Origin of the sequence: Streptomyces sp. NBC_01474 (genome assembly GCF_035918215.1) — a bacterium.
Taxonomy (GTDB): Bacteria; Actinomycetota; Actinomycetes; order Streptomycetales; family Streptomycetaceae; genus Streptomyces; species Streptomyces aureus.
Window position 1 is genome coordinate 1,645,654 of sequence record NZ_CP109449.1, and the last position, 21,667, is coordinate 1,667,320.

15 protein-coding genes and 1 pseudogene are annotated in these 21,667 nt (G+C 70.7%); 5 read left to right on the plus strand and 11 right to left on the minus strand.

From position 1 onward, the window contains the following. Positions 1-92: 92 nt before the first annotated feature. The gene (locus tag OG758_RS07800) at positions 93-731 is read right to left on the minus strand and encodes a response regulator (RefSeq protein ID WP_425573593.1); all 639 of its coding nucleotides are present in this window, start codon (positions 729-731) and stop codon (positions 93-95) included. After that, positions 728-2,482, minus strand: coding sequence for a sensor histidine kinase (locus OG758_RS07805; protein ID WP_326709294.1), 1,755 nt, complete (start codon positions 2,480-2,482; stop codon positions 728-730). Before OG758_RS07805 ends, OG758_RS07800 begins: the two co-directional genes overlap by 4 nt. A 158-nt stretch (positions 2,483-2,640) precedes the next feature. Between OG758_RS07805 and OG758_RS07810 the strand changes: the two genes are divergently transcribed. Beyond that, positions 2,641-5,589, plus strand: coding sequence for an NACHT domain-containing protein (locus OG758_RS07810; RefSeq protein WP_326709295.1), 2,949 nt, complete (start codon positions 2,641-2,643; stop codon positions 5,587-5,589). A gap of 102 nt (positions 5,590-5,691) precedes the next feature. Here the strand turns inward: OG758_RS07810 and OG758_RS07815 are convergent. After that, a pseudogene (locus OG758_RS07815) lies at positions 5,692-5,879 on the minus strand (IS200/IS605 family transposase); the annotation flags it as partial. On the opposite strand from OG758_RS07815, the gene OG758_RS07820 reads away from it, so the two are divergent. After that, positions 5,812-6,045: a hypothetical protein gene (locus OG758_RS07820; RefSeq protein ID WP_326716292.1), complete on the plus strand. Its 234-nt coding sequence runs from the start codon at positions 5,812-5,814 to the stop codon at positions 6,043-6,045. The pseudogene OG758_RS07815 and the gene OG758_RS07820 overlap by 68 nt on opposite strands. Positions 6,046-6,122: 77 nt before the next feature. After that, on the plus strand, positions 6,123-7,364 hold the full coding sequence (locus OG758_RS07825) for an RNA-guided endonuclease InsQ/TnpB family protein (RefSeq protein ID WP_382060506.1): 1,242 nt from the start codon (positions 6,123-6,125) through the stop codon (positions 7,362-7,364). A gap of 54 nt (positions 7,365-7,418) precedes the next feature. On the opposite strand, the gene OG758_RS07830 is transcribed toward OG758_RS07825, so the two are convergent. From OG758_RS07830 to OG758_RS07865, 8 genes are all read right to left on the minus strand, one after another. Beyond that, positions 7,419-9,803 (minus strand): beta-N-acetylglucosaminidase domain-containing protein, encoded by a 2,385-nt coding sequence (locus OG758_RS07830; protein ID WP_326709297.1) that lies wholly within the window; start codon positions 9,801-9,803, stop codon positions 7,419-7,421. A 67-nt stretch (positions 9,804-9,870) separates the two neighbouring features. Continuing rightward, positions 9,871-11,130 (minus strand): alpha-L-fucosidase, encoded by a 1,260-nt coding sequence (locus OG758_RS07835; protein WP_326715842.1) that lies wholly within the window; start codon positions 11,128-11,130, stop codon positions 9,871-9,873. Continuing rightward, positions 11,130-12,149: an ABC transporter ATP-binding protein gene (locus tag OG758_RS07840; protein ID WP_326709298.1), complete on the minus strand. Its 1,020-nt coding sequence runs from the start codon at positions 12,147-12,149 to the stop codon at positions 11,130-11,132. The genes OG758_RS07835 and OG758_RS07840 overlap by 1 nt, the downstream gene beginning before the upstream one ends. Next, the gene (locus OG758_RS07845; protein ID WP_326709299.1) at positions 12,133-13,209 is read right to left on the minus strand and encodes an ABC transporter ATP-binding protein; all 1,077 of its coding nucleotides are present in this window, start codon (positions 13,207-13,209) and stop codon (positions 12,133-12,135) included. Before OG758_RS07845 ends, OG758_RS07840 begins: the two co-directional genes overlap by 17 nt. Next, the gene (locus tag OG758_RS07850) at positions 13,206-14,198 is read right to left on the minus strand and encodes an ABC transporter permease (protein WP_326709300.1); all 993 of its coding nucleotides are present in this window, start codon (positions 14,196-14,198) and stop codon (positions 13,206-13,208) included. The genes OG758_RS07845 and OG758_RS07850 overlap by 4 nt, the downstream gene beginning before the upstream one ends. Next, on the minus strand, positions 14,195-15,271 hold the full coding sequence (locus OG758_RS07855; protein ID WP_326709301.1) for an ABC transporter permease: 1,077 nt from the start codon (positions 15,269-15,271) through the stop codon (positions 14,195-14,197). Before OG758_RS07855 ends, OG758_RS07850 begins: the two co-directional genes overlap by 4 nt. Positions 15,272-15,278: 7 nt before the next feature. Beyond that, positions 15,279-16,964 (minus strand): ABC transporter substrate-binding protein, encoded by a 1,686-nt coding sequence (locus tag OG758_RS07860; RefSeq protein ID WP_326709302.1) that lies wholly within the window; start codon positions 16,962-16,964, stop codon positions 15,279-15,281. Between the two features lie 95 nt (positions 16,965-17,059). Next, positions 17,060-18,109, minus strand: a complete 1,050-nt coding sequence (locus OG758_RS07865) for a LacI family DNA-binding transcriptional regulator (protein WP_326709303.1) — start codon at positions 18,107-18,109, stop codon at positions 17,060-17,062. Between the two features lie 198 nt (positions 18,110-18,307). Between OG758_RS07865 and OG758_RS07870 the strand changes: the two genes are divergently transcribed. Both OG758_RS07870 and OG758_RS07875 read left to right on the plus strand, forming a co-directional pair. Further along, positions 18,308-19,549 carry a glycoside hydrolase 5 family protein gene (locus OG758_RS07870; protein ID WP_326709304.1) on the plus strand — a complete coding sequence of 414 codons (1,242 nt, stop codon included), beginning with the start codon at positions 18,308-18,310 and terminating at the stop codon, positions 19,547-19,549. Positions 19,550-19,596: 47 nt separating this feature from the next. After that, positions 19,597-21,615, plus strand: a complete 2,019-nt coding sequence (locus OG758_RS07875) for an endo-beta-N-acetylglucosaminidase (protein WP_326709305.1) — start codon at positions 19,597-19,599, stop codon at positions 21,613-21,615. Positions 21,616-21,667 lie beyond the last annotated feature (52 nt).

Sequence of the window (21,667 nt, forward strand, 5' to 3'; positions counted from 1 at the left end):
ACGTACGGGGGAGCCACGGGGGCAAATCGGGGGACGACGTCGCCTTCGGAGCGGTCAGCCGGGACCTCTTCACTCCGCGCGCACGGGCGGGGTCAGGCGCGCAGATAGGTCAGCACCGCGCGCACGCGCCGGTGTTCGAGCAGATCCTGCTCCAGGCGCAGCTTGCCGAAGATGTTCCGTACGTGCGTCTCCACCGTTTTGCCGCCGATGACGAGACGCTGGGCTATCGCCTCGTTCGAGTGGCCCTCGGCCATCAGCGCCAGCACGTCCCGCTCTCTGCCGGTGAGTTCGTCGAGCGGACTTCTGGGGCGGGGGGTGTTCATGAGCTTGGCCACGACGAGCGGGTCGAGGACCGTCTCGCCGGACGCCACGCGCTTGAGGGCCCCGCCGAGTTCGTCGACGTCGGCGACGCGCTCCTTGAGGAGATAGCCGAAGCCCTCGGGCTGCTCCGCCAAGGCCCGTACGGTGTCGGTCGTCTCGACGTACTGGGACAGCAGCAGCACGCCCGTTCCGGGGTGCGCCGCGCGGATCGCGGCCGCGGCGACCAGACCCTCGTCGGTGTGCGTCGGCGGCATGCGGATGTCGAGGAGCACGGCGTCCGGTCGGTGCTCAGCGACGAGCGCGAGGAGCGGCACCGTGTCGGAGCACTCCGCTGACACCTCGAAACCCTCGTCCGACAGCAGTCGTACGATCCCCTGCCGCAGCAGCGCCGAATCCTCGACAACGATCACCCGCACGGAAGCTCCGCCCTGATTCTGGTCCCGCCACCGGCGGGACTGTGTACATGCAACACTCCGTCGACGGCGGCCAGCCGGTCCGCGAGGCCGCGCAGGCCACTGCCGCGCATGCTGTCCGCTCCCCCGACTCCGTCGTCGACGGTCTCGATGACGAGCCGCCCGTCCTGGTGCGTCGCGGAGACGCTGACGGCGCGAGCACCGGCGTGTTTGGCCGCGTTCGACAGGGCCTCGCACACCGTGAAGTAGGCGGTCGACTCGACGACCGCGTCGTAGCGCCGGGGTTCGGCCGCCACGACGACCGGCAGGGTCGCCTCCCTGGCCAGCGCCGTCAGCGCGGGTCCGAGGCCCTCGCGCGTGAGGACCGCCGGATGCAGACCGTGGGCGAGGCCGCGCAACTCCTCGATGGCGAGCCTGAGGCTCGACTCCGCCTCGGTCACGGACTCGCGCAGGGCGGCATCGGGATGGTCGGCGAGGCCGCGTTCGACACGGCGCAGGGCCATCAGGGCGAAGACCAGCCTGGCCTGCGCCCCGTCGTGCAGATCCCGCTCCAGGCGCTTGCGTTCGGAGTCGGCCGCCTCCACGATCCGCGTGCTCACGTCCCTGGCGCGGGAGCGCAGCCAGACGTTCTCGAGGGCAAGGCGCAGCGCGGCGGCGACGGACGCGAGGAGTTCCGGGTCGTCCATGAGGGCGGGGTCGTGGTGCAGCAGCGCGAGCGGCCGGCCGTCCGCCGCCCCGACGGGGGTGCGGCCGGTGCCGTCCGCCGTCACCTCGCGCCCCGAGCCGTCGACGTAGGCGCGCCGCTCCTCGCGCCACAGGCCGAGCCGCAGCGTCGGGTCGCCCAGGACGCGGGCCAGCGCCTCGCGCAGCCGGGCCGGGTCGGGGTCGGTGCCGACCTCGATGACGAGGCCGCTCACCTCGGCGCGCTGGAGGTGCATGCGCAGCAGTCCGGCGAGGAACGCGAACGGCACGGCGACCTGCGCGAGGTCGGAGAGCAGATAGACGGCCTGTTCACCGGTGTCGCCGGCGTCACCGAACCACGGCACGACGTAGAAGAGCATGTCCCACATCAGGAACACGACGGCGACGCCGATGCCGATCCACGCCGGGAGCAACGCCTGCCTGCGAGCGGCGGACGCGTGCCGCCAGCGCTGCACGATGGCGACCGCGGCGCCGGCGGAGATGACCCAGCCGAGCGCGTGGTAGACGGTGTCGACGGGGCCGAAGAGGTCGTGGGTACCCGGGATGAACAGGGCATTCGGGCCGCAGCCGGCGCAGTCGAGGTACGTGGCGCCGGTGGCCTGTCCCGGGTCGAACAGGAGCGTGCGCAGCAGACCGCCGACCGCGACGAGACCGTAGGCGAACTGGACCAGACGCCGGGTCAGGACCGTGGTGAGACGGCCCTCGGGGAAGCAGAGGATGAGGTGCAGGAGGATCGCCATGTTCAGCGCCTCCCACCAGGCGCCGAACGCGAACAGGGCGGGTACGGAGGTGCCTTGGAGGTTTCCGAGGAACCAGGTGACGCCCTCGGCGACCATCAGGGGGCCGGTCCGGTTGGCGGGCCTGCGCCGCCAGGCCACGAGCCCCGCGGCCGCGTACGCCCAGCCCACGGAGAGGTCCCGCACCACGTCGCCCGCGGACCCACCGGCCCGCAGGTACGCCCACGAGCCCGCCAATCCCGATACGGCGGCCAGCGCCGCGGCCCCGGTCAGGCGCAGCCGAACCGCACGCTTCCCCTGCCTGTCCACGGCCCACACGGTAAGCCATTCGGGGGAACAGCGCGCACGCGGTGTCGCCCAGCTTACGCACCGTGGTCGATGGACCCCGACCTCGTGTCCTGGCAGAGTGGCCGTCGTCCGCACATGATCCATGGGGGGTTCGGGTGGGTTCGCGCAGGCTGCTGTCGTTGTCGGACGCGTTGGTGCTGCTCGGCGCGGATCCACCGCGCCTGGCGGCGCTCGACCGGTCGCTCGGCGGGGTGCTGGCCGTGGCGACGGGCGGCGTGAGCGACGGACTCCTCCGTATCGCGGACGCGCGGGGCCGGATCCTGGGGCTCGGCCGTGACGCGGTGCGCGGGGTCGGGGCGCGGCTCGGGGCGGCGGACGGGCGGGTCGAGCGGGGCGAGTTGCTGCGGGCCGCGCACACGGTCGTCGTGGTCCTCGGCTGGTTCGAAGCGCTCACGGAGCAGGACCTTCCGTTCTCCCTCGACGCGGTGCGCATCACCCGTGGCGACCAGTTGTCGCTGGTCGGGGCCGGGGAGACGGACGCCGGTTTCGCGCGGGCCCTCGCCGCGGTGGACGCGCCGTTCCCCGCTCCGCACCTCGCGCCGGAGGACGCGGCGCGGGAACTCCTCGACTGGTACTCGGCTCTGTCCGGGCGCTTCCTGCGGTTCGTGGCGGGCCTCGCGGTGTGGGACACGCTCACACCGGCGGGGCGGGACGCGGCGGAGCGGGCCCTGACGGGTGCCCTGCCGGGTGCGGCGTGCGTCCACTACGACAGCCTGTACGTCCAACTCGCTCAGCAGGCACCCGAGTTCGGGTTCTGGGCCACGCTGACCGAACACCGGGCGACACGGGCCGGTGTGCAGCGGGCCCTCGCGGGAATCGAGGCGCTGCTGGCCGGTACGGCGTCGCACACGCGGCCGCCCGTGGATGTCGCGGCCGCCCTGGCCCGCTCCCACGAGGCGGCACTCTCCCGTCCGGTCCTGGACGCGGCGTCGGCGCCCGACGGCATCCGCGTACCGGCCCTGGAGGAGATGTATCTGGACCCGGACTTCCGGGTGCGGCCGGTGGCCGGGCAGCACGGGCCGGCGGACGAGGCGTGGTGGGAGCGGGCCCCGGTGCGCGAGGACCTGACCCGGTACCTCGCCGGGGCACTGACCTCGGCCGGGCAGGAGCGGACTCCGCTGCTGGTGCTCGGGCAGCCCGGCGCGGGCAAGTCCGTCCTGACCCGGGTGCTCGCGGCGCGGCTCCCCGCGGCCGGATTCCTGCCGGTGCGGGTGCCGCTGCGCGACGTACGCGCCGAGGACGATCTCCAGGAGCAGATCGAGCAGGCGGTGCGGGCCGCGACCGGCGAGCGCGTCACGTGGCCCGATCTGGTCCGCTCGGCCGGCGGCGCGGTCCCGGTGCTTCTGCTCGACGGGTTCGACGAGTTGCTGCAGACGACCGGCGTGCACCACAACGACTTCCTGGTCCGGGTGGCCCGCTTCCAGGAGCGCGAGGCGGAACAGGGCCGTCCGCTGCTGGCCCTGGTGACCAGCCGCACGTCCGTCGCCGACCGCGCGCGCTACCCCGACGGCATGGTGGCGCTGCGCCTCGAACCGTTCCGGGCCGCGCAGATCCAGCAGTGGCTCGCGGTGTGGAACGACGCCAACGCGGCCGGGTTCGCGGCAAGGGGCCTGCGCCCGCTGTCGTGGGAGGTGGTGTCGCGGCACGCGGCGCTCGCGGCGCAGCCGCTGCTCCTGATGATGCTGGCCCTGTACGACGTGGCGGACAACGGCCTGCAGAGCGACGGCGGGGAGCCGCTGGACGAGGCCGATCTGTACGAGGAGCTCCTGTTCTCCTTCGCGCGCCGTGAAGTCGGCAAGACGAGCGGGGACATGGCGTCCGACGACCTCCTGCGCGAGCGCGCCGAGCTGGAGATGCAACGCCTGTCCCTGGTCGCGTTCGCCCTGCTCAACCGGCGCCGTCAGTGGGTCTCGGCGGCCGAGCTCGACGAGGACCTGGCCGCGCTCCTGGGCCGCTCGTCCGCCGGGGCCTCCGGTTTCCGCACGCCGCTCGGCGCCGCCGAGGTCGCGCTCGGCAGGTTCTACTTCGTGCAACGCGCCCAGTCGGTGCGCGACGGCCACGTCCTCGCGACGTACGAATTCCTGCACGCCACGTTCGGCGAGTACCTGGCGGTGCGGCTCGCGCTGCACGTGCTGAGCGCGCTCGTGCAGAACCGGCCCGCCCTCGCCCTCGGCGACCAGCGCGTGGACGACGACCTGGCCTATGCGCTGCTCTCGTACGCGCCCCTGTCCGGGCGTCAGATGCTGCGGTTCGCCGGCGCGATGGCGGCGCGGATGGAGCCGGCGGAGCGGCACAGGCTCAGCCGTGTCCTGATCCGCGTACTCGACCAGCACGAGACCCGCACCGGTGACCAGCACCCCGCCTACCGGCCCGCGACACTGAGGGTCGCGTCGCGGCACGGCCTCTACGGCGCCAACCTCGTCCTGGTCATCCTGCTGCTGACGGGCGGCACCACGGCCGCCGAGCTGTTCCCCGGCTCGGCGAACCCGGTCAGCGCCTGGCACCGGCACGCCCTGCTGTGGCGCTCGGCGCTCAACGAGGAGCAGTGGACGGACTTCGCGCTCTCCATGACCCTGCGCCGGTCCTGGGACGCCGACGGCCGCCGCACGCTCGACGTCGCGCCGCGGTACGGCGCGCCCGCGCCGCCGGACCCGGTCGACGCGAACTGGCTCTACCGCTACCCGCGCGGGCACGGCGGGCCCGGCTGGTCCCGGCCCTACTGGGACGAGATCTGGCACAAGATGGAGGTGTCGGGCGGGACGAACGACTCCCTCGTGCGGCACGTCATGGACCCGGTGTTCGCGTGGCTCGGCCCTTCCGTGACCACGTTCGTGGCCACGGAAGGGGAGCCGGCCACCTCGCTCGCGCACGACCTGCTGCACCTCCTGCTCAGCGGCGGCGTGGAACTGACCGACGCCGAGCTGGAGTTGACGTACCGCCGGGTGCTGCGCGGCATGGAGGCCCTGCCGGGCAGCCACGTCCATCGCGTCACGGCGCTGCTCGCCACCGCCGCGGCACGGGACGACGCGCGGCTGCCGGCGGACCTGCGGCGCGAGATCGACCTCTGATCTTGCACAGTGCTCCCGCGTTTACGAAGTAGGTGAAGCGCATCTCAGTACTGTTCTGGCCTCAGTTGAGAACCTGGATCTGCGCTGTTGGCCCCGGCCTGGTCATACGGGGCGCTGTTGGTTCTCGATGTACTGGGGTACGACGGTCAGCGGTGCCCCGCCGCAGCTTCCGGCGAAGTATGACCCGGCCCAGAAGTGGCCGCACCATAGGTACCGGCGGACGTGCGCGTCGAATTCCTCGCACAGGTGTACCTGGAGGACGTGGCCTTGAGGGAGTTCACCAGCTTGGATGGTCTCCTCACACCTTGCCGGCTCGTCCGTGAACGCTCCGTGCCGGTGCTAGGCGACAAAGGCCAAATGGACGTGCAGATTGTGGATGACGTGACGCCAGAACGCACATCGAGATTCTGGTTCCATCTCGGCGACACGAGGTCCAAGGTTATGGTGACCATGTGACTACGGAACGTGCGGAAGAGAAGCGGCAGTTCGGGCATTGTGCCCGGCTGGCGCTGACACCTGCACAGATCCGGCTGATGGACGGCCAGGCGCACGCGGCCCGCACCATGTGGAACTGCCTGCACGACTGGTGGACGATGCTCCCCAAGGACAAGCGTTCCCTTGCTGCCGCTGATGCGGCGATCCGCCAGGCCCGCAAGGAGATCGACTGGCTCGGAGTGCTCCCTGCCCAGGCCGCGCAGGCGGTACTGAAGACGTACGTCCAGGCGTGGAAGAACTGCTGGGACGGTCGCGCCGACCCCCCGAAATTCAAGGCCCGTTTGCGCACGGTGATGTCGGTGGACATTCCCCAGGGCCGGGACCTGAACATCCGCCGCGTGCACCGCCGATGGGGCATGGTCAACATCCCCAGGGCCGGTCGGGTCCGATTCCGCTGGACCAAAGACCTCCCGGTCGGCAAGCAGGCCGACAGCGAGAACCGGATCACGGGGGCGCGGCTGGTCAAGGACGCGCTCGGCTGGCACATCGCCTTCCGCGTCCAGACCCGCCAGGCCAAGCCTGAGCCCCACCAGGGGCCGGAGATCGGGATCGACGCAGGAGTGAACCTGCCCCTGGCCCTGTCCGACGGCAACCACCAAAACCATGGTCGCCCGCCCCGCCTCCCCAGCGGGAAGGCCGACCGGGACAAATGGCTAAACCCGCAGGAGAAGTCCAAACTGCTTGGCCTGGAACGACGCGCCGCCCAGCGTAAGCAGCACCGGGGGCGCGGAGCGAAGACTTCTCGCCGCTTGCAACACACCTACGACCAGATCAAGCAGCTGCGCGCAACAGCCACGCGCCGCGCTGTTGACTGGCAGCACAAGACCACCACCACCATCGCCAGGCAGTACGGCACCGTCGTGGTCGAAGCACTCACCATCACGAACATGGTCAAGTCCGCCAAGGGCACCATCCAGGAACCAGGGAAGAACGTCGCACAGAAGTCCGGCCTGAACCGCTCCATCAGCCAGGAGGCATGGGGCCGCACCGTGACGATGCTGACGTACAAGTCCGGCCGCTATGGCGGCACCCTGCAGAAGGTTCCCGCGCCTGGTACCTCCCTGCGCTGCTCAGCATGTGGGTTCACCACACCGGGCAGCCGGGAGGACCAGGCCACGTTCGTGTGCAAGAACGTAGGCTGCGGATGGTCCGGCAACGCCGACTGGAACGCGGCCCGGAACGTCTTGCACCTGTACCGGATGGGCCATGGGCTCATCCCGGCTGCCGGGAGGGCAGTCGTCAGGCGTTCTCGCGGCGTCAAGCCCGCCACCGCAAGGTAGGCAGGAATCTCCCTTGTTTACGAGGGAGAGCACTTCAATCGTTCACGCGGTAGGTCAGGTCCGCGCCCTGCCGTACACCTCGACCTCCGCCATGTTCAGCTCGACGGGCTTCTCGCTCGCCAGCCACACCCGCACATAGCGGCCGTGTGCCGTCACCGGGATCGCCGTCGGGCCGCCGGCCTGCGCGGTCTCGTGGTGGGACCACACGCCGGGTTTGGTCAGCTGGTCGGCGAGGGTGCCGGTGAAGGGCTCGTCGGAGATCAGGACGTAGTAGTCCTGGGTGCGGTCCGCGCAGCAGTCGCTGCGGTTGTAGACGTCGACGCGCTCCAGGTCGGCGACGGAGCCGAGGTCGACCTGCCACCAGGGCTGTGCCTCCTTGCCGCTGGTGGTCGAGAAGTTGAAGCGGTCGCCGTCGGCCGCCTTGGCAGCGCCGTACGGGAACTGGCCGCCCGAGGTGTAGTCCGAGCTCTGCTTGGCGTCCTTGTTCAGGGCGAGCTGCCGCAGCGGCTTGAGGCCCTTCGAGGCGTCGTGCAGGTCCTGGACCTGGCTGACGAAGTCGCCGAGGAACGGGTCGGCGATCTTCACGGGGCCGGGCTGGTGGTGCTCGGCCGGGTCGATGGTGATGTGTGAGGCGGCGTCGGCCGCCTTCTCCATCGCGGCGCGCTCGGCGGCCGCCTGGTCCGCGTCATGGGCGTCGATGGCCTTCAGCGCGGCGAGACCGTGCCCGAGTGCCTTGCCCCACAGCGCCGTGGAGTCCAGCCAGGGCCCGGCGTCGTGCAGGAACTGCTGGTCGGGCACGCCGGCGCGGAGGACGGCCGGGGTGTGCCCGATGTTCGTCGCGGTCGGCGTGAAGGAGCGGATCGCGGCCTTCGGGTCGCTCTCGTACGCCTTCCAGAACTTCTCGAGCTGTGCGCTGAGTATCGGCGACTGCGGCTGCCACGGCTTGGCGCCGAACGTCGGTGCCATGTGGTTGAGGTCGACGAAGGTCTGTACGGCGTCGGCGACGCGCGGGTCCCCGCCGGCCAGGTGCAGCGCGGACTGACGGGCGGAGCGGGTGCGGTCGTAGCCGCGGTCGTTCCACGAGAAGTCGGACATGGTGAAGACGGCGAGCTTGCTCGCCGCCTCCTGGTTCATCGGGTTGGAGACGAGGCCGCTGAGGTGCTCGGACAGGCCGGGCTCGCGCTTGTCGTAGGGGGCGAGCAGGAGGCGTCCCGCGGTCCGGCCGAAGTCGTTGACCGGGTAGTTGTCCCAGACGAACACCTTGCGCCCGAACAGCTCGGACGCCTTCTGCGCCTGGTCGTTGGTGATCTCCGGCGGGACGACGTCGGTGCCGGTCCACATCACCTCGATGTTCTTGTCGAGGTTCCCGCGGAGCTCCTGCTTGTACGCGGTGTCGGTGAGGTCGCCGTACTCGGTGGGCACCATCTGGAGCGGGTTGGCGCCGTCGTGGGTGGCGATGAAGTCCTGCTGGACGGTGTTGAGCAGACCGACCTGGGCCTTCGCGGCGGGGCCGCGCCCGGGGGCGCCGAACTTCTGCTGGTCGGCGTCGCAGTTCCACTTGGTGTAGCTGATGTCGTCGAGCGGCACCGAGAAGGAGCGCACGCCCAGGTCGTAGAGCGCCTGGAGTTTCGCGGTGAGGGCCTTCACGTCGGCGGGGTCCGAGTAGCAGACCGAGCCGCCGGGCGACACGGCGAAGGTGAAGCGGACGTGGTTGGCGCGGGCCCGGTCGACGAGCGTGCCGAGCTGGGCGAGCTTGTCCGCCGGGTACGGCTCGCGCCACTTGTCGCGGTGGTACGGGTCGTCCTTGGGCGCGTACACATAGGTGTTGGACTTGACCTCGCCGAGGAAGTCCATCTGGTCCAGGCGCTCCGTCTCCGTCCAGGGCGGTCCGTAGAAGCCCTCGATGGAGCCGCGCAGCCGCATGGACGGGAAGTCGGAGACGGACGCCCCGGCGATCTTCCCCTTCGTGACGAGCTGCCTGAACGTCTGGGCCGCGTAGAACTGGCCGGTCGCGTCGGTGCCGCCGAGCGCCACGGTGCGTCCCGCCACGCGCACGGCGTAGCCCTCGTCCTGGGTGGGGACGTCGGTGCCGCGCAGGGCCTTGGTCACGTCGGGTCGGGTGGCCGGGCCGAGGAGCACGGTCAGAGGGGCGTGCCCCGACGCCTTGGTGCGGACGTCGACGTGGCGGACTCCGTGGGCGCGCAGGGTGGCGGTGAGGAGGTCGCGGGCCGGCTTGTCGGTGGTGTCGTCCACGACGAGTTCGGCGCGCGAAGGGAGGGCGATGTCGGCTCCGGCGCGGGTCATGTGCTGCGGGGTCGGCGAGACGACGGGCAGGGGCCGGTCCGTCGCGTGCGCCGATACGGGCTGGACCGCCGCGGCGGACGCGGCGACGAGCAGGGTGGCGACGGAACAGGCGTGCAGGGCTCTTCGGGCTGCCATGGGGCTCTGCCTCCGAGATCGGTGTCTGTGTCGGTCGGTCGGTCGAGGGGGGTGGAGTGCGGGGGTGTCAGTCGCGGGTGTGTTCGCGGTACAGGTCGAGTTCGCCGTCGAGTTCGAGGGCGACGACCGTGCACAGGGGGTCGAGCTGGTCGTCGTCGACGTACAGGTACTCCCAGCCGGGGACCTCGCCGAGCCCGCCGACGCGCTCGTGGCGGACGTCCGTGCCGCTCCCGAGGACTCGCGCCGAGCGGACGGTGTTGCGCACGCCGCGCAGGACGACGTACTCGTTGGGCCGGTCGAAGAGGAACAGGTACAGGGTGCGTCGGTCGGCGGAGAGGGTGGAGGGGCCGTAGAAGTGGCCGTGGGGCAGACCGCGCACGGTGTCGCGGACGGCGGGCCGGTGTCCGGCGATCCACTCGCCGAGCGCTTCGAGGCGCTCGGCCTGCTCGGGCGGGATCGTGCCGTCGGCCTTCGGGCCCACGGCGAGCAGGAGGTTGCCTCCCCCGCCGACGGTCTCGGCGAAGACGCGGACCAGTTGACGGGGCGACTTGTGGTGGTCGTCCTGGGGCTGGTAGCCCCAGGAGTCGTTGACGGTGAGGCAGAGCTCCCAGGGGCCCTTCGGCGGTTCGACGGGCACGCCCTGTTCGGGTGTCGCGTAGTCGCCGTGTCCGGTGAGGCGTCCGTTGACGACGGTGTGCGGGCTCAACTCCTTGATGAGTGCGGCGAGTTCCGCCATGCGCCACTGTTCGGGGCTGCGCTCCCACTCGCCGTCGAACCAGAGCAGGTCCGGCTGGAAGAGCCCGAGGAGCTCGCGGACCTGGGCGCGGTGGAAGGCGAGGAAGGCGTCCCAGCGCTCCGGGGACTCCTCGCCGACGGCGGGCATCGAGTAGGGGTTGCCCCGGTCGTCGGGGTCCTGCCCGTCCGGCCGGACCGTGGCGTAGTCCGGGTGGGACCAGTCGAGGTGCGAGTAGTAGAGGCCGACCTTGAGACCGCGGCGGCGCAGCGCGTCCACGTAGGGGGTGATGAGGTCGCGTGCGGCCGGGGTGCGCTTGACGACGGACAGGTCGGCCGCCTGCGTGTCCCAGAGGGCGACCCCGTCGTGGTGCTTGGCGGTGAGGACCGCGTACGCGGCGCCCGCCTCGACGAACAGGTCGGCCCAGGCGTCGGGGTCCCACTTCTGGGCTTCGAACCCGTCGAGCTGTGCCATGTAGGTGTCGTACGGGACCTGCCCGTTGAAGAAGGACCAGGACTCGGCGACGCCGTCGACGCTGTAGATCCCCCAGTGCAGGAAGATGCCGAGCTTTCCGTCCGTGAACCAGGGCTGCATCATCGGTAGTTCTCCTCGTCGTAGCTCCAGCAGTGCACCCACTGTCCGTCGTCGAAATGTGTGCGCGGCGGGAACGCCGTGGCGCAGACGGGTTTCGCGAGCGGGCAGCGCGGGTGGAAGCGGCAGCCCGCCGGCGGATCGACGAGGCTCGGCGGTTCGCCGAGGGTCTCCTCGTCGTCGACGACCTCGGGCTCGTCCAGCAGCCCTCCGTCGCGCTCGGGGTCGGGCGCGGACTCCAGGAGGAGCCGGGTGTACGGGTGCCGGGGCTGTTCCACGACGGCGTCGGCGGACCCCGACTCCACGAGCTGGCCCGCGTAGAGGACCTTGATCTCGTCGGCGAAGTAGCGGGCACCCGCGATGTCGTGGGTGATGTACAGGATCGCGAGGCCCTCGTCGTCGCGGAGCGTGCCGAGGAGGTTCAGGATGTCGAGGCGGATCGACACGTCGAGCATCGAGACGGGCTCGTCGCCGAGGAGGACCTTGGGGCGGGCGGCCAGGGCCCGGGCGATGGCGACGCGCTGGCGCTGGCCGCCGGACAACTCGTGCGGGAACTTGTCGATGAACTGGTCGGCGGGGGTGAGGTTGACGCGGTTGAGGAGGTCGAGGATCTGCCGTTCGAGCTCCGCGCGCCCGGAGGCGTGGCCGTGCAGCTGGAGGGGACGGCTGAGGATGTAGCGCAGGCGGTGCACGGGGCTGAGCGAGGAGAAGGGGTCCTGGAAGATCATCTGGACCTGGCGGTAGTACGCGCGTTTGCCGCGGGCCGTGCGGGCCTGCTTGACGGGGGCGCCGTCGAGGCGGATCTCGCCCTCGGTGGGCGGGTAGGCGAGGGCGAGCATGCGGGCGAGCGTGGACTTGCCGCTGCCGCTCTCGCCGACGAGTGCGGTGATGCGGCCGGCGTGCAGGGCGAGGCTGGTCGGCTCGACGGCGTGCACCTCCTTGCCGTGCCCGCCGGGCCCGTGCAGCGGGAACCTCTTGACGACGTCTCGTGCTTCGAGGACGGGTTCAGCGGGTGCGGGCATGGTGGTCCTCCTCGCCGCGTACGGTCTGGTGCAGATGACAGGCGGCCTCGCCGGCGCCGAGGGCGAGGAGTGGTGGGGTCGTCTTGTCGCAGGGTTCGAAGCGGCGGGCGCAGCGCGGGTGGAAGGCGCATCCTGCGGGCAGGGTGCGCAGGCCGGGCGGGGAGCCGGGGATGCCCGTGATCTCGCGGCGCGGCCCGTGCAGAGGCGGGAAGGCGCCCCGGAGCGCCTCGGTGTACGGGTGCTGCGGGTCGGTGTAGAGCTGTCGCGCGGGTCCCGTCTCGACGACCTTGCCCGCGTACATGACGGCGATCCGGTCGGCGATCTCGATGAGCAGGGACAGGTCGTGCGTGATGAAGATGACCGAGAAGCCCAGCTCCCGTTTGAGGCGGGAGACTTGGCGCAGGATCTGGCGCTGCATGACGACGTCGACGGCGGTGGTCGGCTCGTCCATGACGACGAGGTCGGGCTCGCAGGCGAGGGCGAGGGCGATCGTGGCGCGCTGGCGCATGCCGCCGGACAGTTCGTGGGCGTACGAGCGCAGCCGGTCGGCGGGGATGCCGACCATGGCGAGCAGTTCTCCTGCCCGCTCCCAGGCCTCTCGCTTGGACAGGCGGCTGTGGCGGCGGAGGACATCGGCGAACTGACTGCCCAGGCGCAGGACGGGGTTGAGGGCGTTCATCGCACTCTGGAAGACGACCGCGATGTTCTCCCAGCGCAGATCGGCCAGTTGACGTTCGGTCAGGCGCAGGACGTCGACGCTCTCGGTGCCGTCGTGGCCGTGGAAGACGACCGAGCCGGCGGTCGTGACCGCGGGGGGCCGCTGGAGCCGGGTGATGGCGGTGACGAGGGTGGACTTGCCGCAGCCGCTCTCCCCGACGATGCCGAGGGTCTCGCCGCGGCGCAGGTCGAGGTCGACGCCGCTCACGGCGTGTACGGGGTCCGCCTTGTCGAAGTAGTCGACGTGGAGGCCACGGACGGTCAGCAGGGGGGTGCGGTCCTCGCTTCGACGAACGGTGTCCTGCTTCGAGAGCGATGAGTGCGGCGTGCCGCTGCTGCTCATGACGCGGCCTCCTGAACGGGCGTGGGCTTCCCGGCCGTGGCCTTGGCCGCGGGGCCGCCGGCGGCCGCCTGCAGCCGGGCGGCGCGGGCCCGGGCGCGTACCTCCTTGGAGGGCTTGCGGAGCCGGGGATTGGATATTTCGTCGATTCCGAAGTTGATCAGGCCCGCGGCGACCCCGATCAGGGCGATGCACGCGCCCGGTGGCACGAACCACCACCAGGCGCCCCGGGTCAGGGCACCCGCGTTCTGCGCCCAGTACAGCATCGAGCCCCAGCTCGTGATGTTGATGTTGCCGAGCCCCATGAAGGAGAGGCCGGCGTCGGCGAACATCGAGCCGACGACCGCGCCCAGGAAGCTCACGGAGATGATCGGCGCGAGCGAGGGGATCAGCTCGCGGGTGATGACGCCCCACCTGCTCTCCCCCGTCATCTCGGCCGCGGACACGAAGTCCCGGTGGCGGAGCGACAGTGTCTGCGCCCGCTTCTGCCGCGCACCCCACGGCCAGGCCGTGAGCCCGATGACCAGGGCCACGGTGAGCCAGCCGCCGCGCCCCTGCACATAGCTCGCCACGATGATCAGCAGCGGCATGCCGGGGATGACGAGGCAGACGTTGGTGGCGGCGGTCAGGAAGGAGTCGGCGCGCCCGCCGAGATATCCCCCTGCGACCCCGACGAGGACGGAGAGCGTGGTGGTGATGACGCCCGCCACGAGCCCGACGAGCAGCGAGATCCTGCTGCCGACGACGAGCTGCGCGAAGACGTCCTCGCCGGTGGCCGTGGTCCCCAACAGATGCTCTGCCGAGGGGAGTTCCATGGCCCGTGTGGTGTCGACGTCGCTGGGCGAGAGACCCATCACGTTCTGCACGACGAACGGGCCGAGCAGGGCGAGGAGCGCGAAGAAGACGAAGATCGCGATCCCGACGCGGACCTTGGGGTTCGGGGGCAGTTTCAGGCGGCGCAGGCTGTGCCTCCCGCGGACCGATGCGCTCATGAGCGGGTCTCCCTCGCACGCGGGTCGATGAGCCCGTACACGGAGTCCGCGACGAAGTTCGCGGCGAGGACGGAGAGCGAGACGATCAGGAACAGGGCCTGCATCAGCGGGTAGTCGACACTGGAGACCGCCTGGTAGAGGAGGTATCCGACACCTGGATAGGCGAAGACGATCTCCACGAGGAGTTGCCCGCTGACGACGGTCCCGATGGTGAGCGCGAACCCGGCGACGCTCGGCAGGACGGCGTTGCGGGCGGCGTACTGGAACATCACGCGCGCCTTGGACAGTCCCTTGGCGCGGGCGAGCAGCACATAGTCCTCGGAGACGGTCGTGACCATCATGTTCCGCATGCCGACGAGCCAGCCCCCGACCGATGCCATGACCATCGTGAGCGCCGGAAGGATGCCGTGCTGCAGGACGCTGGCCAGGAACGGCCCGTTGAAGCCGGGCAGCATGTCGCCGTCGTACCCGCCGCTGGTCGGCAGCCAGCTGAGCTGCACCCCGAAGACGAGGACGAGGATGAGGGCGACCCAGAAGAACGGCAGCGACCCCATGAACATGGACGCGGGCGTCATGAACGAGTCGAAACGCGACCCCACGCGGGAGCCCGACACGACGCCGGCGGCGGTGCCGAGGACGAAGGACAGGACGGAGGTGAGGCCGACCAGGCCGACCGTCCAGGGCAGCCCGGTGCGGATCACTTCCCACACGGGAGTGGGGTAATAGGCCACGGATATACCGAAGTTGAAGTGCAGGACCTGGTTCAGATAGGTGACGTACTGGTCCCAGAGTGGCTCCCCCGGCGTCCCGAACAGCCGGTAGATGGCGTGCACCTGGTCGCCGGAGAGCGTCTGCTTCTGCTGCATCTGCGCGATGAGGGCGGAGGCGGGGTCGCCCGGCATCAGGCGTGGGATGAGGAAGTTGAGGGTGACGGCCAGGGCGGCGGCCACGGCGTAGAAGCCCAGTCGCCGCAGGAAGTAGCGGGCGGTGCCGAGCCTGGCGCTCCTGAGGCGGCGGCCGGGCCGGAGCTCGACGGCGGTGGCGTCCACCGAGCCGAGGGCGGGAACGGTCATGGCGTCGTCAGCCCTTCGCGGGGCGCAGGTTGAGCAGAATGCTCATGGAGTCGATCCCGCCGGCCCAGGGCGCGGGCTGCGCGTACGGGTTCTTCGCGGTCGGCCAGCCGGTCCAGTTCTTGCTGTTGTACTCGCTGGAGACACCGATGGTGATCAGCGGTGCGGCGGGCACGTCGTCGACCATCATTCCCTCGAGTTCGGCGGAGATCTTCTTGATCTCGGCCGGGTCGCCGGTCTCGCCCATCTCCTTGATGAGCGCGTCGGCCTTCGCGCTCTTGTAGTGGCCGTAGTTGGTCCACACGCCCGCGTTTCCGCTCCAGAGCATGTCCTTGAAGTAGTTGTACGGGGTGGAGTAGTAGACCGCGCCGCCGATCACGACGTCGAAGTCGCCCTTCTTGCGCTTGACGTCGAGCTGCGAGGCGTCGGTCGGCTTGACCGACACGTTCACACCCGCCTTCTCCAGCTGGCTGGCCACGACCTTGTCGAACTGGACGGCGTCGCCCCAGGTGGAGACCTCGATGATGGTGAAAGAGAGCTGCTTGCCGCTGCCGTCGACCAGCTTGCCGTTCTTCCTCGTGTAACCGGCCTTCTCGAACTCGGCCAGAGACTTGGCGAGTTCGGCCTTGGGCTGCTCGGCGTCCTTGTACTTGGCGTCGATCCACTTGCCCTGGGTCCTGGAGTCCAGGCCGGTCAGGTTGAGCGTGTTGAACATGCCCGGGTTGGTGATGCCGAGCAGCTGAGTGCGGTCGACAGCCAGGGAGAGGGCCCGGCGTACATGCACATCGGTGAACGGCTTCTTCGTGTGGTTGAAGAACATGTACTGCCCGCCATAGGTGGGGTACCAGGCGTGGTGGTTCTTCGGGTCCTTGGAGATGTACTGCTTCTGCACGTCGGGCACGACCCCGCCGCTCCACTCCAGCTCACCGCTGAGCAGCTTGGGCACCTCGGCGGCCTGGGTGATGACGGGCGCCTTGACCGTCTTGACCGGGATGTTCTTCTGCTTCCAGTAGTTGTCGCGGGCCTGGAAGGTGAGCTGCTGGGCGCTGTACTGCCTGAGCTTGTACGGGCCCGAGCCGACCGGGTTCGGGTTGGTGTACGTCTTGCCGTTCCTGCCCTGCCACTCCTTCTTCGGTACGGGGGTGATCCCGCCGATGGAGTCGAGTTTCGAGTAGGCGGGCTTGTCGAAGGTGATCTCGAGCGTGTGGTCGTCGGCCGCCGTCGCCTTCTTGTAGTCGAAGGCCCAGCTCGGGGGCAGCTTGTTGTCCCGTACGTAGTCCATGGTGAAGACCACGTCGGCGGCGGTGAGCTTGGAGCCGTCCGACCAGTTGGCGCGCTTGTCGAGGTCGATGGTGATCTTCCTGCCGCCGTCGGACCACGTGTACTTGGTGCCGAGCCACGGCTTGAACTCGCCACCCTTGAGGATGTTGAAGCCGAAGAGCGCCTCGTACTGGAAGCCGAAGGTGCCCTGTGACGCCGTCAGGGAGAAGGGGTTGAAGTTCCTGGTGATGGTGGTGCCCGAGAAGCCCAGGTTCGCGGTGAGGGACGAGGCGCCCGCCCCTCCGGACGCGGTCGGTGTGGCCGAGCAGCCGGTCGCGGCGAGCGCGAGGGCGAGGGCGAGGGCCGCGAGGGTGCCGGTTCTGATCGCGCGGGTGCGGGACCGGGGCGTGGGGGCGGTGGCGTTCGTGCGGTTCATGGGGTTCATGGGGACCTGAAACCTCCGGGACGAAAGGTTGACATCGTTGTCCGTGCGCGTTGCGTGTGGGGGGCGGCGCAAACGGTGGGTCCGGTTCAGGGCGACGCGGCGGCGGTGCTGCCGCGCTGTTCGAGATGGGGCAGTTCGTCCTCGACGCGCAGGGCCGGTCCGCCGTCGAGCAGGGCGAGCAGCTCCTCCGCGGCCCGGCGGCCGAACGCCGTCGTGTCGCGGACGAGCGCGGTCAGCGCGGGGTGCGTGGTGCGGCACAGGACGGAGTCGTCCCAGGCCACGAGGGAGAGCCGGTCCGGTACGGGGATGCCGCGCCCGGCGGCGACGGCGAGTCCGGCTACGGCCAGGACGTCGCTGTCGTAGACGATCGCCGTCGGCGGAGCGTCGGAGTCGAGGACCCGGCGGGTGACCTCGGCACCCTCGGTGTCCGAGTAGTCCGTGGTGATCGACCGGACGTCGGTGAGGCCGCGCCGCTCCGCCTCGGTGCGCAGCGACTGGATGCGACGCCGGGTGTGGGCGAGGTCGGGCAGGCCCGCGATGTGCACGATCCTGCGGTGTCCGAGGTCGTGCAGATGACTCACGATGGACGCCATGGCGCGGGCGTCGTCGGCCCACAGGTTGGAGATGCCGGGGTGTCCGGTGCCGTCGTCGCCGGGCGGCAGGGAGCCGATGACGACGGCCGGCAGGCCGAGTTCGTCGAGGAGCGGCGGCCGGGGGTCGTCCGCACGAGGGTCGACGACGAGGACGCCGTCCACGCGGCGCTCCGCCCACCAGCGCCGGTACGCGTCGCACTCAGCGGACAGGTCCTCGACGACCTGGAAGAGCAGGCCGAGGCGGCGCCTGGCGAGCACCTCCTGGATGCCGGAGACGAGCTGGAGGAAGAACGACTCGATGCCGAGCGTGCTGGCCGGGCGGGCCAGCACGAGGCCGACCGTGGCCGCGCCCTCGCCCGACAGGGCGCGGGCCGCGGCGCTGGGCCGCCAGCCCAGCTGGTCGGCGACGCGGCGGACCCGGTCCCGGGTGGCTTCCGAGACGCCGGGCCTGCCGTTGAGCGCGAAGGAGACGGCGCTCTCGGACACGCCCGAGCGCAGCGCGATGTCCTTGATGGTGGGGCGTCTGGCGGGGGTACGCCGCATGGCTGGCTCCTGGATCCGCTTCGCCGGACGGTTCGCACGGCTGGCTAAAGCGCTTGAGTTCGGTGGAGACTAAAGCGCTAAAGCCGCCTCGGCAAGGGGGCCCGTAAAAAATCTCCTGGAACTGTGCAAAGGGTGGATGCGAGCCAGGAGTTGAGGGCAGACTGCCCGGGATTCGATTCCGATAGCCGGGAGTCCGCGATGCGTTTCGGCGCCAACTACACGCCCAGCCAGGGGTGGTTCCACCACTGGCTCGACTTCGACCTCGACGCCGTGCGCGCGGACCTGGACGCGATCGCCGCGCTGGGCCTCGACCATGTGCGCGTGTTCCCGCTCTGGCCCGTCTTCCAGCCGAATCGCTCCCTGATCAGACCGCGGGCGGTCGAGCAGCTGGTGGCGCTCGCGGACGCGGCCGGCGAGCGCGGCCTCGACGTCAACGTGGACGGGCTCCAGGGGCACCTGTCGAGTTTCGACTTCCTGCCCGCCTGGACGCGGACCTGGCACCGCCGCAATATCTTCACCGATCCGGACGTCGTCTCGGCCCAGGAGGACTATCTCCGGACGCTCGCCTCCGCGCTCGCCGACCGGCCGAACTTCCTGGGAATGACGATCGGCAACGAGATCGCGCAGTTCGCGGCGGGCCCTCCGCATCCGGACCCGGACCGCATCACCCCCGAGCAGGCCGGGAGTTGGCTGGAACGGGTGCTTGCCGCGTGCGAGGAGGGGGCGCCGGGGCTGCCGCATCTGCACGCCGAGTACGACGCCTCCTGGTACCAGGACGACCAGCCGTTCACCCCGGCGCACGCGGCGCGGCTCGGCGCGATGACGGCGGTGCACTCGTGGGTGTTCAACGGCACCGCGCAGCGCCACGGCCGCAGCGGCACGGCGACCTCCGGGCATGCCGCGTATCTGGTCGAGCTGTCGAAGGCGTGGGCGATCGACGCGCGGCGGCCGGTGTGGCTCCAGGAGGTGGGCGCGCCGCAGCCACTGATCCCGGCCGAGTACGCGGCCGAGTTCACGGAGGCCACCGTCGAGGCCGCGCTGGACTGCCCGGATCTGTGGGGCGTCACGTGGTGGTGCTCGCACGACGTCAGCCGTGACCTCGCCGACTTCCCCGAACTCGAGTACTCCCTGGGCCTGTTGACGAACGACGGCGAGGTGAAACCGGCCGGCAAGTCCGTGTCCGCGATCGCCGCCCAGTGGCGGGGGCGCGAGCACGCGCCCGCTCCGCGCACGACGGCCCTGATCGTGGACGCCGGCGACGAGGACCGGGCCCCGCACCGCTCGGTGTGCGCGCCGGGCGGGCCCGTCTTCGAGGCGTTCACACGTCTGACGGCGGACGGGGCGCGCCCGACGACGGTCCTGGCGGACCTCGCGGACGACGCGGGGCATCTCGCGGCGCGCGGGATCACCGAGGTCGTGACCGTTGACAACGTTGCCTGATCCCCGCACCGCCCTTGAACCCCTCCCCGCCTCACTGGAGTTGCCTCATGGATGACGACCACTCCTCCGTGCGCCCGTACATGCACGGCTACGACGCCGCCGCGCTCAAGAGCTGGAGCCCCGGGACCGACCGCTGGGCACGTCACTTCCGCTCGCGCGTCCCGCTCGCACCACGCATCGCCCCCTTCCCCGCCACACAGGCGCACCCGGACCTCGCCACGGGCCCGCGGCTCATGAACCTGACCTACGACTACGACGACGCCTTCTTCACGGCCCGCAAGTACGGCGACGCGTTCGCTCGCCGCCTCCTGCGCTTTTGGCAGTACTCCGACTTCTACGGCTCCTGGCACGGGCTGCCCGTCGACGGCTCACCCGCGGACGACCCCGCGCACGGCCTGGTCAACCTGCCCCACCCCGCCTACACGGACGCGGCCCACCGCAACGGCGTGCGCAGCCTGGGCTGCTGGTTCTGGCCGCGCTCCGGCGACTTCGAGGACTATCTGGAGCAGCGCCCCGACGGCTCGTTCCCCGTGGCGGACAAGCTGATCGAGATGGCCGCGTACTTCGGCTTCGACGGCTACTTCATCAACCACGAGGCCGAGACACCGCCCGGCCAGGCGACGCGGCTCCACGACCTGCTGCGCTCACTGCGGGAGCGCGCCCCGGAGGGGTTCCACCTCCAGTGGTACGACACGATCACGCCGGACGGGCACCTCGACTACCTCAACCACCTCAACGCGGACAACGCCCCCTGGCTCGACGTGTCCGACAGCTTCTTCGCGAACTACTGGATGACACCCGAGGGCGTCGAGACGTCGCGTGCGACGGCCCTGAAGCTGGGCCGGGACCCCTACGCGACGGTCTTCCACGGCACGGAGAACGAGCAGTTCGGCTTCGACCCCGAGTACGACCCGCGGCTGCTGTTCCCGCCGGGGGAAGCGGCGCGCACGAGCTGGGCGCTGTTCGGTTCGCACTTCGTGAAGGAGCTGGCCCCTCGCCACGACGACCCGGACGCCCAGGACGAGGTGTTCCGGCGCGAGCGCCGCTACTGGTCGGGGCCGCACGAGGACCCCACCCGCAGCGGCCGCCTCCTCCCCCACGACCGGCAGACGCCACGCGACCGGGACGACCACCGGGCGTGGGACGGCGTGGCGCACCACATCACCGAGCGGTCGGTCATCGGCTCGTTCCCGTTCGTCACCCGCTTCAACACCGGTCACGGACGCGCCTTCTTCCTCGACGGACGGCAGGCCGCGGACGGCGACTGGCACAACGCCTCCGTCCAGGACGTGCTGCCGACCTGGCAGTTCTGGACACGGGCGGAACGTACGGGTGCGGAACGTACGGGTGCAGAAGGCACGGGTCCAGAGGGTGCAGGTGCCCCCCTGTCGGTCGGCTTCGACCACGAGCTCGCGTACGACGGCGGGTCCTCGCTGCTCGTGTCGGGTCCGCTCGGGCCGGACGGCGCGACGACGGTGCGCCTCTACAAGACGGCGCTGACCGTCACCGGGGCCGAGCGCCTCGCCGTGACCGCGCACGGCACGGACGGCGCCGATCTGGAGGTGGGGCTGCTGTTCCAGGACGCGCCCGACGCCTTCGTCTGGCTCGCGGCCGGGTCGGCGGCCGACTGGCACACGACGACGCACGGCCTCGGCACCTTCCGGGGACGGACGATCGCGGCCGTCGGCCTGCGCGTGTCGTCCCGTCGGCCGACCCGGTGCGCGATACGGATCGGTGAACTGGCCCTGCTCGGCCACGAGTTCACACCGCCCGCCCCGCCTGAGGACTTCACGGTCGACGAGGTGCTCACGGACGGGGAGTCGGTCCATGTCTTCCTGTCCTGGCGCCTCGCCGGGCAGGGGGTCCGCCACTACGACCTGCTGCGCGACGACGACGGGAGCTGGCTCGGCCGGATCTACGACGACGTGTACTGCCTGAGTCTTCCCGCGCCCGCCACGTCCGAGACCGTCACGTCGGAGACCGTCACGCGGCTACGGCTCGTGGCGGTCGCGCCGGACGGGTCCCGGAGCGCGCCCGCTACGACGGAGGCCCACTGGTCCCGTTGAGCGCGTATTGAGCTGTTGACTGATGAGCCAGTCAGCAGCTCAATACGTCGAC

Coding starts and splice junctions, on each gene's coding strand:
- OG758_RS07825 (WP_382060506.1), top strand. CDS start 6,123: ATGGACGGCCAGGCGCACGCGGCCCGCACCATGTGGAACTGCCTGCAC.
- OG758_RS07830 (WP_326709297.1), bottom strand. CDS start 9,803: ATGGCAGCCCGAAGAGCCCTGCACGCCTGTTCCGTCGCCACCCTGCTC.
- OG758_RS07835 (WP_326715842.1), bottom strand. CDS start 11,130: ATGCAGCCCTGGTTCACGGACGGAAAGCTCGGCATCTTCCTGCACTGG.
- OG758_RS07840 (WP_326709298.1), bottom strand. CDS start 12,149: ATGCCCGCACCCGCTGAACCCGTCCTCGAAGCACGAGACGTCGTCAAG.
- OG758_RS07845 (WP_326709299.1), bottom strand. CDS start 13,209: ATGAGCAGCAGCGGCACGCCGCACTCATCGCTCTCGAAGCAGGACACC.
- OG758_RS07850 (WP_326709300.1), bottom strand. CDS start 14,198: ATGAGCGCATCGGTCCGCGGGAGGCACAGCCTGCGCCGCCTGAAACTG.
- OG758_RS07855 (WP_326709301.1), bottom strand. CDS start 15,271: ATGACCGTTCCCGCCCTCGGCTCGGTGGACGCCACCGCCGTCGAGCTC.
- OG758_RS07860 (WP_326709302.1), bottom strand. CDS start 16,964: ATGAACCGCACGAACGCCACCGCCCCCACGCCCCGGTCCCGCACCCGC.
- OG758_RS07865 (WP_326709303.1), bottom strand. CDS start 18,109: ATGCGGCGTACCCCCGCCAGACGCCCCACCATCAAGGACATCGCGCTG.
- OG758_RS07870 (WP_326709304.1), top strand. CDS start 18,308: ATGCGTTTCGGCGCCAACTACACGCCCAGCCAGGGGTGGTTCCACCAC.
- OG758_RS07875 (WP_326709305.1), top strand. CDS start 19,597: ATGGATGACGACCACTCCTCCGTGCGCCCGTACATGCACGGCTACGAC.